This is a genomic window from Lactobacillus sp. UCMA15818 (assembly GCF_030400225.1).
Lineage (GTDB): Bacteria > Bacillota > Bacilli > Lactobacillales > Lactobacillaceae > Liquorilactobacillus.
Genome location: NZ_VJYB01000001.1, coordinates 191,495 through 205,174, shown reverse-complemented (window position 1 = coordinate 205,174; position 13,680 = coordinate 191,495). Strand labels below are relative to the sequence as shown.

The window sequence follows — 13,680 nt, the reverse complement described above, 5'->3', positions numbered from 1 at the left end:
AAGTCGTCTTTAAAAATTATTCAAAGGGGAGATTTTACTCATGAAGAAAACCAAGATCGTAAGTACACTTGGTCCAGCTAGTAATAGTTTGGAAACAATTGTTAAGTTAATCGAAGCAGGTGCCAACGTATTCCGCTTTAACTTTTCTCACGGTGATCATGAAGAACACTTAGGACGTATGAAGCTCGTTCATGAAGCAGAAAAGATTACAGGAAAAATGGTTGGTATCATGCTTGATACCAAGGGTGCTGAGATTCGGACAACTGTTCAAAAAGAAGGCAAAATTCATTATGAAATCGGCGATGAGGTTCGTATTTCAATGGATAGTTCTATCGAAGGAACTCGTGAGAAGATCGCAGTTACTTATCCTGGATTGATTGATGACGTTCATGTAGGTGGCCATGTATTATTTGATGATGGTTTAATTGATATGCAAGTCGAAAAAATCGATCAAGACAAAAAAGAATTAGTATGTAAAGTTTTGAACGCTGGTGTGTTAGGTTCACGTAAGGGTGTTAATGCTCCTGGCGTTTCAATCAATTTACCAGGTATCACTGAAAAAGATTCAGACGATATCCGTTTTGGTTTGGATAATGAAATTAACTTTATTGCAGCTAGTTTTGTTCGTAAACCAGCAGATGTTTTAGATATTCGTGAATTACTTGAAGAAAAGCATATGGAACATGTACAAATCTTCCCTAAGATTGAATCACAAGAAGGTATTGATAACTTTGATGAAATCATCAAGGTTTCTGATGGTTTGATGGTTGCTCGTGGTGATATGGGTGTTGAGATTCCTGTAGAAAATGTTCCGTTGGTTCAAAAGACATTGATTAAGAAATGTAATGCTCTTGGCAAACCAGTTATTACTGCAACACAAATGCTTGATTCAATGCAAGAAAATCCACGTCCTACACGTGCCGAAGCTTCTGATGTTGCTAATGCTGTTTTTGATGGTACTGATGCAACGATGCTTTCTGGCGAAAGTGCAAACGGGGACTATCCTGTTGAATCAGTTGCAACGATGGCAAGGATTGACATCAAAGCCGAGAATACTTTACGTGAACATCATACATTCTCAATTAATGATTTTGACAAAACAGATGTCACAGAAGCTGTTGGTCGTGCCGTTGCCGAAGCAGCTAACAATCTTGGAATCAAGACAATTGTTGCTGCTACAAAGTCAGGTCATACAGCACAAATGATTTCGAAGTATCGTCCAGATGCTGATATTTTAGCTGTGACATTTGATGATCGTACTCGCCGTGGCTTATCAATCAATTGGGGTGTTCATCCTGTTCTTGCAGAAACTCCTGCTTCAACTGATGATATGTTTGCTTTAGCAACAGAAAAAGCTAAAGAGGCTGGTTTTGCTAAAGAAGGTGACTTGATCTTGATTACTGCTGGTGTGCCAGTTGGAGAAAAAGGTACAACAAATGTTATGAAGATTCAATTAATCGGTTCAAAGCTTGTTGTAGGTCAAGGTGTTGGTGATGAAACAGTTATTGGAAAAGCTGTTGTAGCTGGTTCAGCTGCAGAGGCAAACAAAAATGCTGTTGAAGGTGGGATCTTAGTTACAAAAACAACTGACAAAGAGTATCTTCCTGCTATTGAAAAATCCAGTGCTTTAATCGTTGAAAACGGTGGATTGACATCACATGCTGCTGTTGTGGGTATCTCTATGGGAATTCCTGTAATTGTTGGCGCTGAAAATGCAACATCATTGATTTCGAATGGTGAAGTTGTAACGGTTGATTCACGTCGCGGAATTGTTTATCGTGGTGCTTCAAGCGCGCTTTAGGATATTGAAATTCAAACTTGAATCTTAATTAAGAGAAGTATGTGCAGTCGAAGTTACTTTTTCTGATTTTAGCACATAACTCAATAGGAAAGTTGTACCAAGAAAACTGTTGGTATGGCTTTTTTATTTTGTTGGAATAAAAGTATGCAGGTTTTCAGCAGAATGTGACTTTTGGAATGATGTTTTTTGTTGCTTTGTTGAGTAAATTTAGATATTAATTAGCAATTTATAATTGTTTCGGGTAAAATAGGTAGCGAATATATACTTTGGGGTGAAAGAATGGAAAGTTGGATTTTTTTGGGAATTATTTTTTTAGTTGCTTTTTTTGCGAAGAATACATCGCTTACAATTGCTGCAGTAGTTGTTTTGTTATTGAAAGCAATTCCATTTACGAATGAATGGATGCCTGTAATACAAACAAAGGGTATCAATTGGGGTGTAACAGTCATTTCGGTTGCTATTCTTATCCCAATCGCTACTGGACAAATAACTTTTAATGACTTAATTCAGATTTTTAAAACACCTGTAGGTCTTATTTCAGTTGTGTGTGGAATTTTGGTTGCAGTTTTGTCTCGTCAAGGAGTTTCCTTGCTGTCAGTTTCTCCACAAGTGACAGTTGCTTTGGTGATTGGTACAATAATCGGGGTCGTCTTCTTGCGCGGTGTTGCTGCTGGACCTGTAATTGCTTCTGGAATTGCTTATTGTATAATGAGTTTGTTACATGTGAGTCTTAACTAATGGAGGAAAATAATGGAAAAAGATAAAATGATTGGCCACATTATAGAAGCTCGTGTAACTGATCAAAATGATGATTTATATTTCTTACAGTGTGAAGGGACAACTTTTAGACTTGATAAAGAAGAGGTTGAATCAGAACTGGGTAACGGTAGTTTAATTTCTGGGTTTGCATATGAAAATGAGAATCATGAAATGCAGATAACAAAAAAAATTCCAACTAGCCAAATTGGTCGTTATGCATTTGGAGAAGTTGTTTCCAGCAGGCGTGACTTAGGTGTGTTTGTTGATATTGGGTTACCAAATAAGGATGTCGCGGTTTCATTAGATGAACTACCTGAGTTGACAAATCTCTGGCCCAAGAAGGGCGATAGTTTGATGATTGCTCTTAGAGTTGATTCAAAGGGCCGCCTTTGGGGGTCAATTGCAAGTGAAGAAATTTTCAAAGGGATTTCTGGCAAAGCAGATGATAGTATGAAAAATAAAAATGTGGAAGCAGTTGCTTACCGTTTAAAAATGGCAGGGACTCACGTAATAACTCCAGATTTTGAATTGGGTTTTATTCATCCAAGTGAACGAGACCGTGAACCACGTCTAGGTGAACATCTTAATGCTCGTGTAATTGGAATTAGACCGGACGGAACATTGAATCTTTCACTACGTAGAAGAGCCTATGAAGCAATCAGTGATGATGCTCAGATGATTTTAGCAGCGTTACAGCATTCTGAAGGTGTGCTAAGTTACACTGACAAATCTAAACCAGAAGATATTAAAGATTATTTTGGGGTTAGTAAAGGGCAATTCAAGCGGGCTGTCGGGCATTTAATGAAGGCCGGATTGGTAAAGCAATCCGATGGAAAGATGTATCTTAACGAGAAATAACTATTTGATGTAAGAAAGAAGGAGTTAATGCAATGGAATTTTTGGAAACACAAATAACTGACATTGAATCTCAACTCCATCAAGCTGGTCTGAAACTAACGCCGCAAAGACGTGCTACTGTCAGCACTCTTTTACATAACTATGAGAAACATCTTTCTGCAGAAGAGCTATTTACCCTCGTGCGAAAAAGAGAGAAGGATATTGGTCTAGCTACCGTTTATCGAACACTTGAGATTTTATTTGAACTTGGAATAGTGAACAAGATTAATTTTGAAGATGGCATGTCGCGTTATGATTTAAGGTTGTCTGATCAGGGCCATTTTCATCATCATTTACTTTGTAAAGTGTGTGGCAAAATTCAAGAGGTTCATGAAGACTTGCTTTTAGATGTTGAAGAAAAGGTAAAAAACAAATTTGGTTTCGAGGTAACAGATCATCGTTTGATTTTTCATGGTATCTGTGCAGATTGCTTGGCGAAGAAGAGCCGTTAAAGCAGTATTAATGAGGGTGAGTTTATTAAAAATACTATTTTAGATTATATACATTATTTAAAAGTAGAGCGGGGACTTTCTGAAAATACGGTTAATAGCTATCAAAATGATTTGATGCAATTTATTGCCTTTCTTAAAACACGACAAGTTGATAATTTTAAGATTATTACAAGGCAACTCATTGTCGATTTTCTGGAATTGGAATCTAACCAGCAGAAGGCTACAAGTTCAATAGTACGATCTGTGACGAGCCTAAGAAAGTTTTTTCAATATATGGTTGAAGAAGGTATTATTCAAAGTGATCCAATGGAATTAATTGATGCTCCCAAAAAAAGTGAACATCTTCCCGAGGTACTCTCAACAGCCGAAGTTGAAAAACTCCTGAATTCGCCTGATACATCAAAACCTCTTGGACTTAGAAATCGAGCTATTTTGGAATTGATGTATGCTACTGGATTGCGTGTCAGTGAAGTAATAAATATTCAGCTTGCAGATTTGCATCTAAGTTTGGGATTGATTCAAACAATTGGAAAGGGCCAAAAAGAAAGAATTGTTCCAATTGGGGATCAGGCCATTTCATGGGTTGAGAGGTATTTGAATGACATTCGCCCACAGTTATTGAAGAAACAGCGAAGTAATTTTCTATTTCTAAATCATCATGGTAGGAAGTTGACGAGACAAGGAATTTGGAAAAATCTAAAAGCAGATGTTTTAAGGGCTGGAATAGAAAAGAATGTTACTCCGCATACACTGAGGCATTCGTTCGCAACGCATATCTTAGAAAATGGAGCAGATCTAAGGATTGTTCAGGAGCTTTTAGGACACTCAGATATTGCAACAACTCAGATTTATACCCATTTGTCGAAAAGAAGATTAGCAGAAATTTATGGGAAATATCACCCGCGTGCTTAGAATAAATTGTTTATAGAATAAAATTATGATAAAGTTGACGCAACTTTACTTATTAATACTTTCTTGCGACCACAGGAGGTCATCATGCTTTATAAGTATAAAAATGATTATGAAAAAATAACGATGGGATTACTTTCATTTATCCCAGACTTGAAGGAATATTCACATCTGAAAACTGAATTGAATTGGTATAGTGGTGCAGATGAACGTTGCCTTTATCTCTGGAAGAACGATAATGGTGATTTTATTGGCGTTATCGGTGTTGAAATTTCGGATGATATCTTGATGGTACGGCACATTGCAATAACACCTACAGAAAGAAATGAAGGAGTCAGTTTCAATATGCTTAGTGGATTATGTGAGCTATATCCTGGAAGAAAGATGATGGGAAGTCTCGAAACAGCAGGACTAATCACCAAGTGGGAGCATCATAACGATGGCGACTAGTTTTGAGAATCAGAAGCTGACCTTTAAACTAAAAAGTTTTGAGGGACCTTTAGATTTATTACTGCATCTTATACGGCAGAATCAAATGAATATTTATGATATTCCGATGGCAGAAATAACTTCACAGTATATTGATCAGTTACATCAAATGCAGACAATGGAATTGGATATAGCTGGAGAGTATTTAGTTATGGCTTCCACATTATTAAATATAAAAAGCAAGCTGCTTTTACCGCATCATGATGAGTTTGAAGATGATGGGACAGTTGACGATCCAAGGCTAGAACTCGTGCAACAGCTTTTGGAGCATCAATGTTATCAGATGGCAGCTGAGAACTTGGATGAACTCTTTGAATCAAGGGCTTTACATTATACGAGAGAACAGTCGGATGAACCAACTGGAACACGTAAGGTTTTACTCAACGGCAGTCAGCCTGTGACGCTCTTACAGCAAACTTTTATACGGCTAATGACTAGAAAAAAGATTGTTATTGCCAAAAAAGGAAGTATTAGGAAAGAACATTTTACAATAGAGGGCGAAATGGCAAATATTCTTTACCACTTATCGAAGAAGGTTGTTATCTCCTTTGATTCCTTGATTATTGAAGAGGAAGTCCAAGTTGGAAAAGTTGTGACTTCTTTTCTAGCGATGCTGGAACTAGTAAAAAGAGGAACAATTGAGATAATTCAAAAAAAGAGTTTAGATACCATTATTTTGAGGAGTGTAGTTAATGCAACCAACAATTCAAGCAGAGATTGAAGCTCTTCTTTTTGTTGCGGGAAATGAAGGAATATCTTTGGCACAACTTTCACAATTGACTGGCTTGATGAAGCCGGCTGTGATAGAACAGATTAACCTGCTAAATAAAAAATATGCAGCCGATCAAGGTTGTTGCCTTGAAGTAATTACAACTAATGAATTCTATCGCTTGGCTACTAAGAGCAAATATGCAGACCTTTTACGGGATTATTTCGAAGCTCCTAATATGTCTGTTCTCTCACGGGCAGCACTAGAAGCGCTTGCAATTATTGCATATCAGGAACCGGTTACGCGTGTACGTATTGATGAGATTCGTGGAGTTAAATCCCATGGTTCAATCCAAAAGCTGCTGGCATTTGAACTGATTGAAGAAGCTGGGCGCCTTGATGCACCAGGGCGCCCAATTTTGTATAAAACAACAGAAAATTTTTTGAATTATTTTGGTCTACATTCATTAGACGAATTACCATCTTTGCCGGAAGTATCTGAAGAAGGTGTGTTAAATGATGGTGAACAAAATTTATTAGACTTATTTAATGAGACCCTCGAAGATGGCGAATGAAAAAATAGGAGAAGCAAATATGGAATCAAATGAGCGTTTACAAAAAGTTATGGCTAATGCAGGCGTAGCTTCTAGGAGAGCATCTGAGAAAATGATCTTGGATGGGATGGTCTCTGTGAATGGTAAAGTGGTCAATGAGCTTGGCACAAAGGTATCAGGCAGTGACGTAGTTGTCGTTGCTGGGAAGACTTTGGATACTGAGAAGAAGGTGTACTTTCTTTTCTACAAACCACGTGGGGTTATCACTGCAGCAAGTGATGATAAGGGAAGGAAAGTTGTAACTGATTATTTTAAGAAGATTGAGCAACGAATTTATCCGGTAGGAAGACTCGACTATGATACTTCTGGGTTGCTCTTGATGACTAATGATGGTGATTTGGCCAACAAGTTAATGCACCCAAGAAACAAGATTGATAAAACCTATGTTGCTAAGGTTTCCGGTATACCTGAAAATGAAGACTTTAAGAAACTACGCTTGGGTATGATGGTTGAGGGAAAAAAGACTTCACCAGCAAAAGCAAGATTGTTATCAGCAGACCAGAAAAAGAAAAGGGCTCTTGTTTCATTGACAATTCACGAGGGTCGGTATCATCAAGTTAAAAAGATGTTTGATGCAATTGGTCATCCCGTTGAAAAATTAAAACGTGAAACATATGGTTTTTTGACCTTAGATGGTTTAACCTCTGGTGATTTTAGAGAGTTAACACATGACGAAATTAAGCGTCTAAAAAGTAAGTAAATAAATGGTTGCATTATTCTTTAGACAATGCTAAGATTTAGTTGTAATAAAAATAATATGGTTTATCTTCAGGGGCAGGGTGAAACTCCCGACCGGCGGTGACAGTCCGCGACCTGCATTCGTGCAGTTGATTTGGTGCAAATCCAAAACCGACAGTAAAGTCTGGATAAAGAAGATAGGGCTTATTTGATTGTAAAAGTCAATTGAACCCTGTTGGTCTCTGATCAGCAGGGCTTTTTTGTATCTCAAATAAGATCCGTGAAGATGAACATCAGGAGGTTTTTTGATGGTCTATACAGCTACACGTCGTTATGTTATTTCCGCTAGTTTAGCAGGTATTTCATACTTGTTAATGTTCTTATCTTTTGTGGTAGTTCCGCTAGTTCCTTATATGAAGGTTGATTTTTCAGATTTACCAATTCTTTTTGGAATGTTTATTCTTGGGCCGCTTGGAGGAATTGAAATTGCTTTAATTCGTTCAATCCTATATTTTTTAATTTCTGGTCCATCGATTGATAATTTAATTGGGGTGGTGACTAACTTTATTGCTTCGATGACACTTACATTACCAATTTTTTATGCGTTGCGTAAGCATCACGATGCGCGTATCTGGAATATTGTTCGTTCTGTTTTCTTGGGGACGATGAGCTTAACGGTAATCTTATCATTAGCCAACTATTTTGTAATTATGCCACTGTATATGAGTGTATTAGGGATGAAGTTATCTATGCCATTGGCAAAGTTTGTGTTAATTGGAGTTGTTCCTTTCAATTTGATTAAGGGACTTTTGGTCGGAATAGTATTTTGGACCTTGTTTATTAAGATGAAGGACTGGATTGTTAAGCAATCGGTTGTACTGAAGTAACATTATTGGATCGATTTTACGCAGAGTTAGAAGTAAAAAAACTTCTAGTTCTGTTTTTTTTATTTTTTTGCAGATAAAAGTAACGATACTAACTAAATACGTATTAATATTGTAGAATAATTGTAGAATATATAAAGGAGACTTATTAGTGAACGAAAAAAAATGGTTACTTTTTTTCTCGAATACCCAACCAAGAAGGAGTGCAGTAATCAGGCAAGTATTAGGGAATAAGAGAACTGTCTCAAGCCTATATTGGGGAATGCAGTATCATCTGTTAGATTGGTTGAATGTTGAACCTGAATTAAATGAAAAACAATTTGATTTACAAATAAATAATTTGCGCAAGGCAAAATATCTTGTAGCGGCTCCGAAAGGCCTTGTCTTATCAGAAACGGGAACTATTCAGAAAGAAAGTTATCAAAAGAAGAATTACATAATAACTGAACCCTCACTTTTTCAGCATATAAATGAAAGGCAATGGATTGAACTCTTGCCGTTAGTGATTCAAGTGATATCTGAGCTGTCATATCATAATCATCATTACTACGTGGTTGGTTCTTCAATTAGAGCACAGTTCTTTTTTAAGAGTTGGTATCAGACAATAGTAAATAAAGATGAATTGGCTAAGGTTTTAAAGCAATTACTCAATTGTTTTTTAGCACATTTCTCGCAAGAAGAGGCTAATGTTTTTATGGTTTTCTTCAGTGGTCATGGAATTATAGGAAAAACAGCTGAACAAGTCGCGGTTTTGCTGCCGCATTTTTCACGGGAAGATGTTATCTCGCTATGGCGTGATCTAAGCACGCAATTTGCTTTTTTTCTTTTAAAGGAAGATTCTGTTTTTAGGCAACTGGTAATTCCCTTGAATATTACGGAGAAATTATCCAAGAGTACTTTGATTACTTATCAAATGTTTAACGAAAATCAGAGTCTAGAGCAAATTGCAAAAAAGCGTAACTTAAAATTGAGTACAATTAAAGAACATTTGCTGGAAAGTGCAATTTTTCGCGATGATTTTGCATATAGTAGGCTAATCACCGCGAATGATTATGCCATTCTAAAAGGTGCTTTTTCGGGTGTGGCAATTGACTGGAGTTATGAGCAGTTGGACAATCGAATTGAGTTTTTTAAATTTAGGCTATTTCAGATTGAAAGGAGTAAAAAAATTGAATGATCTGCAATTAAAGGGATTACTAAAACAATATTTTGGATATTCCGAATTTAAAAAAGGACAACTTGAAATCATCAAAAATTTGCTTGCCAATCATTCAACGTTAGGTATCTTGCCAACAGGTATGGGTAAGTCATTATGTTATCAGCTAAGTGGCAAAATTCTTAAGAAGACAGTCTTGATAATCTCCCCGCTACTGTCTTTGATGAATGATCAAGTAGAACAATTGAAATATATTGGCGAAAAAAAAGTTACTGCATTGACATCAGAATTGTCATATAGCGAAAGAAATTTTATTTTGCATAATCTTGCGTCATATTCGTTTATTTACTTATCACCAGAAATGCTAAAAAATGATAAAGTCGCAGCTCAACTAGTAACAATCGATATTGGGCTTTTAGTTGTCGATGAAGCACACTGTATTTCTCAATGGGGACCTGATTTTCGCCCAGATTATTTGCAGATCAAGCATTTCCGAAAATTATTGCATAATCCGCTAACGTTAGCCTTGACTGCAACAGCGACGAATAAAGTTGCACAAGATATCCAGACTAGTTTATTTGACAGCAGTGAGACACCACGGACAATTCGCTACTCTGTTGACCGTCCTAATATATTCCTGGTGGTCCATGAATCACCAACTGTCACAGAGAAAAATAAGTACTTGATAGAATTGATTTCTCAGCTCACTGGACCGGGTTTGATTTATTTTTCAAGTAAAAAGCAAGCCGATAGAATTAGTGAAATGATAGGAATGAAGACAAATCTGCGTGCAGCACCATATCACGCAGATTTAAGTGTAATGAGCCGATATACAATTCAGCATCAGTTTATGGAGAATCAATTAGATATTGTCTGTGCTACTAGTGCTTTTGGGATGGGAATAAATAAGCAGGATGTACGTTATGTCATCCATTACCATTTTCCAAGTGATTTAGAAAGCTATGTCCAAGAAATTGGAAGAGCTGGCAGAGATGGGAAAAAAAGCATTGCAATCTTGTTGTACTCAAAAACAGATAATGGATTGCAACAACAGCTTAGCATAGATAGTTTACCAGATGAATTTGATATTGATAATTTTAACAATCTAAAAAAGCAGGATAATCTGTCCAGCAAGGATCAAGTTTTGCAGTACTATTTTGACCAAAATATGAAGATTGACACGATTAAAAATATTTTTTTCAAAAGGCGTAAGGAAAAATTTGAGAAGTTGAATGTACTTTTGCAGTATATTGCAACTGAAGGCTGCAGAAGAAAATACATACTGAGATACTTCGGAGAGAATATGCTGCCTAGACATGATGACAAATGTTGCCAGCTGAAAGGAAAACAATTGAATTTAAATGAGTTTAAATTTGAAAAAAGGAAATATCAAAGTGATTCACTGCCAAATTATAAGGTAACTCTTGATTCTTTCTTTAGGACTTAGTAATTAAACGTAATTCTTAAGTAAAGAATTATGACTTGCTACGGTAACGTATGGTAGAATAATAAATGATTATTTGAGGGGGAAATTTGTATGAGTCGAAAAACTCCAGGCCAACAACAGCCTTGGGATAAATCTTTTGACAACGCTCGCGACAAGAGTGGTAACTATTCACGGTCAGCAAGTCGAAAGAGTAACCGGGCCAACAGCGTACTAACCACATCATTGTTAGTTGTGTTCATTGCAATTATTTTGGGAACGGTCGCACTTTATTTTATTTCGCAAAAGACATCACAATCTTCTTCTGGAGGTAGTGATAATGTAGGTGTTGTTGAATCAAGTTCTAGTAAGAAGAGCAGTTCAAAGGAAGAATCATCGGCTAAGAAAAGTTCAGCAAGTTCAACTGCCGAATCATCATCTTCCAGCTCTACTAAAGAATATACAGAAGCTGCTTCTTCAAGTAGTTCAAGTGAAGTAGCAGCAGCCAGTTCGACCGAAACAGCAGGTTCTTCTAGTTCGTATAGCACAAGCACAGCCAGTTCTTCATCAACGAGCGCTCAATATGTAACGGTTGTTGCTGGTCAAGGAATCTATCGTGTTGCTGTTAATAATGGTTTGACAATGCAAGAACTGCTTGAACTGAATCCAACATTGAGTTCAACTTCAACACTTACTGCAGGTGAGTCAATTCGTATTAAATAATGGATGTGCAGCATAAAATTAAGATTGAAGTTAGACGGTTTTTTTGATTTATGGAAGACATTTAGCTAAAAAGCAAGAAAGATATTAGAGTAAAATTTGATTTTTGGTTTAACTCTATTTAGCAGTGATAGAAAATAATGTTTTGATAGGAAGGTTTAGTCAAGATGGGGAAGTTATTACAAGTTGCAATTGATGGCCCAGCTTCGGCAGGGAAAAGCACGGTCGCAAAGCTTGTTGCACACAAATTAAATTACATATACTGTGATACTGGAGCAATGTATCGTGCTGTTACTTGGGCAGCGATTCATGATGGAATTCGACTTGATGATGAGAAATCACTAAGAGTACTTTTACACAGTATCAATATTAGATTTATACCATCTGCTACTGGGCAACGAGTCTTTGTGAATAAAAAAGAAGTCACAGAAGAAATTAGAATGCCTGAAATTAGCAATAACGTATCCACAGTTGCTGCGCAGGTTCCAGTCCGCAAGTCTCTTACTGATTTGCAGCAAGAGATTGCAAATGCTGGTGGAATTGTAATGGACGGCCGCGATATCGGAACAACAGTCTTACCTGATGCTGAAATCAAAATTTTCATGGTGGCAAGTGTACGGGAAAGAGCCTTGAGAAGATATAAGGAAAATATTGAAAAAGGGATCCAAACACCGCTTGAGGTTCTTGAACAAGAGATAGAAGAGAGAGATCGTAAAGATTCTACCAGAACGATTTCACCGCTTTCAAAAGCTGCTGATGCCGTTCAATTAGATACAACGAACCTGACAATTGAGCAAGTTGTTAACAAAATAATGGAAATAATTGAAAAAAAAGCTTGAAATCTAACTAAAAGTGTATTTTAACTGGAATTTTTGATTGAATTCAGCTAGAATAGAGATTAGAGTTGAGTCGTTAAGGAGGACATGATCCATGAGTGAATCAGAAGCAAACAAGGATTTATTAGAAGCTTTAAATAGCGTGAATGAAGTAAAAATTGGTGATGTTGTTAAGGGCGAGGTTTTGGCCGTTGATGATGCTAAACAAGTTATTGTTGGAATTGAAGGGGCAGGAGTTGAAGGTGTAGTTCCATTTAAGGAACTTGGCTTGAAACCCGATCAAGAGGTCTCAGACGATGTAACTATCGGTGATGTAATCGACCTAGTTGTTATTTCCCGTATTGGTTCTGACAAGGAAGGCGGCAGTTATTTGTTATCACAGCGCCGTCTTGAAGCACGCAAGGTCTGGGATGATATTGAAAAGAAGTTTGAAGCAGGTGAAACAATTACTGCTCCTGTGACACAAGTTGTTAAGGGCGGTCTAGTAGTTGATGCTGGTGTTCGTGGCTTTATTCCGGCATCAATGGTTGATGATCGTTTTGTTGAGGACTTAAATCAATATAAGAATCAAGAACTTGAACTAAAGATTATCGAAATTGAACCAAGTGAGAATCGTTTAATTCTCTCTCATAAGGAAATTGTTAAGGCAGCTCATGAAGCTAAGAAGGCAGAGATATTAGCCAATCTAGTTGTAGGTGATGTTGTTGAAGGAAAAGTTGCACGCTTAACAAGTTTTGGTGCATTTGTTGATTTAGGAGGAGTAGATGGATTAGTTCACGTTTCAGAGATTTCATTTGAACGTGTTAACAAGCCATCTGATGTATTGAAGGTTGGCGAAACCGTTAAGGTTAAGGTTCTTTCAGTGGATGCTGAAAAGGATCGAATTTCACTTTCAATTAAGCAGACATTACCACAACCATGGGATAATATTACAGAAAAAGTTGCTGAGGGCGATATCCTTGAAGGAAAAGTTAAGCGTCTTACAAGTTTTGGTGCATTTGTAGAGGTGTTCCCAGGTGTTGAAGGTCTCGTGCACATTTCTCAAATTTCACACAAGCATATTGCTACACCAAATGAAGTTTTGACTTCTGGTGAGACAATTAAGGTTAAGGTCTTAAATGTCCATGCAGATGAACATAGATTGGCACTTTCAATTAAAGCACTTGAAGAAAAGCCAAGTGTTGCTGGTGGAGAGAAAAGAGAGACAGTTTCTGAAGAAAAAGTTGATCTTCCAGATGAAAGCACTGGCTTTACACTAGGTGACCTTGTTGGTGATTTGAAGAACAAGGATCAAGATTAATTGATTGTATATTTTTCTAGTATGATAAATCTAGTAGTTATTCTTTAGTATGGA

15 protein-coding genes and 1 riboswitch are annotated in these 13,680 nt (G+C 37.0%); all 15 genes read left to right on the top strand.

All coding sequences use genetic code 11. The annotated features are described in order from the left end of the window. The first annotated feature begins 40 nt into the window (after positions 1-40). The 15 genes from pyk (at position 41) to rpsA (ending at position 13,626) form a co-directional block, all read left to right on the top strand. Positions 41-1,801, top strand: coding sequence for a pyruvate kinase (gene pyk, locus FFX44_RS00975; RefSeq protein ID WP_289977032.1), 1,761 nt, complete (start codon positions 41-43; stop codon positions 1,799-1,801). 279 nt (positions 1,802-2,080) lie between these two features. Next, positions 2,081-2,539, top strand: coding sequence for a DUF441 domain-containing protein (locus FFX44_RS00970; protein ID WP_289977031.1), 459 nt, complete (start codon positions 2,081-2,083; stop codon positions 2,537-2,539). Positions 2,540-2,551: 12 nt separating this feature from the next. Continuing rightward, entirely contained in the window at positions 2,552-3,418 is an 867-nt protein-coding gene (locus FFX44_RS00965) for a S1-like domain-containing RNA-binding protein (protein ID WP_289977029.1), read from the top strand. Between the two features lie 32 nt (positions 3,419-3,450). Beyond that, positions 3,451-3,909 (top strand): Fur family transcriptional regulator, encoded by a 459-nt coding sequence (locus FFX44_RS00960; protein WP_289977028.1) that lies wholly within the window; start codon positions 3,451-3,453, stop codon positions 3,907-3,909. A gap of 24 nt (positions 3,910-3,933) precedes the next feature. After that, positions 3,934-4,821, top strand: a complete 888-nt coding sequence (gene xerD / locus FFX44_RS00955; RefSeq protein ID WP_289977698.1) for a site-specific tyrosine recombinase XerD — start codon at positions 3,934-3,936, stop codon at positions 4,819-4,821. A gap of 84 nt (positions 4,822-4,905) precedes the next feature. Next, a complete protein-coding gene (locus FFX44_RS00950) occupies positions 4,906-5,268 on the top strand; it encodes an N-acetyltransferase (protein ID WP_289977027.1) in 363 nt (120 codons plus the stop codon). Then, positions 5,258-6,028, top strand: a complete 771-nt coding sequence (locus FFX44_RS00945; protein ID WP_289977025.1) for a segregation/condensation protein A — start codon at positions 5,258-5,260, stop codon at positions 6,026-6,028. Before FFX44_RS00950 ends, FFX44_RS00945 begins: the two co-directional genes overlap by 11 nt. Further along, on the top strand, positions 6,000-6,590 hold the full coding sequence (gene scpB, locus FFX44_RS00940; protein ID WP_289977023.1) for an SMC-Scp complex subunit ScpB: 591 nt from the start codon (positions 6,000-6,002) through the stop codon (positions 6,588-6,590). Before FFX44_RS00945 ends, scpB begins: the two co-directional genes overlap by 29 nt. After that, positions 6,580-7,329: a pseudouridine synthase gene (locus FFX44_RS00935; RefSeq protein ID WP_289977021.1), complete on the top strand. Its 750-nt coding sequence runs from the start codon at positions 6,580-6,582 to the stop codon at positions 7,327-7,329. Before scpB ends, FFX44_RS00935 begins: the two co-directional genes overlap by 11 nt. A 60-nt stretch (positions 7,330-7,389) precedes the next feature. Then, positions 7,390-7,510: riboswitch (FMN riboswitch) on the top strand. Between the two features lie 105 nt (positions 7,511-7,615). Beyond that, positions 7,616-8,194, top strand: a complete 579-nt coding sequence (locus tag FFX44_RS00930; protein ID WP_289977000.1) for an ECF transporter S component — start codon at positions 7,616-7,618, stop codon at positions 8,192-8,194. Between the two features lie 148 nt (positions 8,195-8,342). After that, on the top strand, positions 8,343-9,368 hold the full coding sequence (locus FFX44_RS00925) for a helix-turn-helix domain-containing protein (RefSeq protein ID WP_289976997.1): 1,026 nt from the start codon (positions 8,343-8,345) through the stop codon (positions 9,366-9,368). Continuing rightward, positions 9,361-10,794, top strand: coding sequence for a RecQ family ATP-dependent DNA helicase (locus FFX44_RS00920; RefSeq protein WP_289976995.1), 1,434 nt, complete (start codon positions 9,361-9,363; stop codon positions 10,792-10,794). The genes FFX44_RS00925 and FFX44_RS00920 overlap by 8 nt, the downstream gene beginning before the upstream one ends. A 90-nt stretch (positions 10,795-10,884) precedes the next feature. After that, positions 10,885-11,493, top strand: coding sequence for a LysM peptidoglycan-binding domain-containing protein (locus FFX44_RS00915; RefSeq protein ID WP_289976994.1), 609 nt, complete (start codon positions 10,885-10,887; stop codon positions 11,491-11,493). A 164-nt stretch (positions 11,494-11,657) separates the two neighbouring features. Next, the gene (gene cmk / locus FFX44_RS00910; RefSeq protein WP_289976993.1) at positions 11,658-12,329 is read left to right on the top strand and encodes a (d)CMP kinase; all 672 of its coding nucleotides are present in this window, start codon (positions 11,658-11,660) and stop codon (positions 12,327-12,329) included. Positions 12,330-12,420: 91 nt separating this feature from the next. Then, positions 12,421-13,626 carry a 30S ribosomal protein S1 gene (rpsA, locus tag FFX44_RS00905; RefSeq protein WP_289976992.1) on the top strand — a complete coding sequence of 402 codons (1,206 nt, stop codon included), beginning with the start codon at positions 12,421-12,423 and terminating at the stop codon, positions 13,624-13,626. The last annotated feature ends 54 nt before the right edge of the window (positions 13,627-13,680 follow it).

Coding starts and splice junctions, on each gene's coding strand:
- FFX44_RS00915 (WP_289976994.1), top strand. CDS start 10,885: ATGAGTCGAAAAACTCCAGGCCAACAACAGCCTTGGGATAAATCTTTT.
- scpB (WP_289977023.1), top strand. CDS start 6,000: ATGCAACCAACAATTCAAGCAGAGATTGAAGCTCTTCTTTTTGTTGCG.
- rpsA (WP_289976992.1), top strand. CDS start 12,421: ATGAGTGAATCAGAAGCAAACAAGGATTTATTAGAAGCTTTAAATAGC.
- FFX44_RS00935 (WP_289977021.1), top strand. CDS start 6,580: ATGGCGAATGAAAAAATAGGAGAAGCAAATATGGAATCAAATGAGCGT.
- pyk (WP_289977032.1), top strand. CDS start 41: ATGAAGAAAACCAAGATCGTAAGTACACTTGGTCCAGCTAGTAATAGT.
- FFX44_RS00970 (WP_289977031.1), top strand. CDS start 2,081: ATGGAAAGTTGGATTTTTTTGGGAATTATTTTTTTAGTTGCTTTTTTT.
- FFX44_RS00965 (WP_289977029.1), top strand. CDS start 2,552: ATGGAAAAAGATAAAATGATTGGCCACATTATAGAAGCTCGTGTAACT.
- FFX44_RS00930 (WP_289977000.1), top strand. CDS start 7,616: ATGGTCTATACAGCTACACGTCGTTATGTTATTTCCGCTAGTTTAGCA.
- FFX44_RS00950 (WP_289977027.1), top strand. CDS start 4,906: ATGCTTTATAAGTATAAAAATGATTATGAAAAAATAACGATGGGATTA.
- cmk (WP_289976993.1), top strand. CDS start 11,658: ATGGGGAAGTTATTACAAGTTGCAATTGATGGCCCAGCTTCGGCAGGG.
- FFX44_RS00945 (WP_289977025.1), top strand. CDS start 5,258: ATGGCGACTAGTTTTGAGAATCAGAAGCTGACCTTTAAACTAAAAAGT.
- FFX44_RS00960 (WP_289977028.1), top strand. CDS start 3,451: ATGGAATTTTTGGAAACACAAATAACTGACATTGAATCTCAACTCCAT.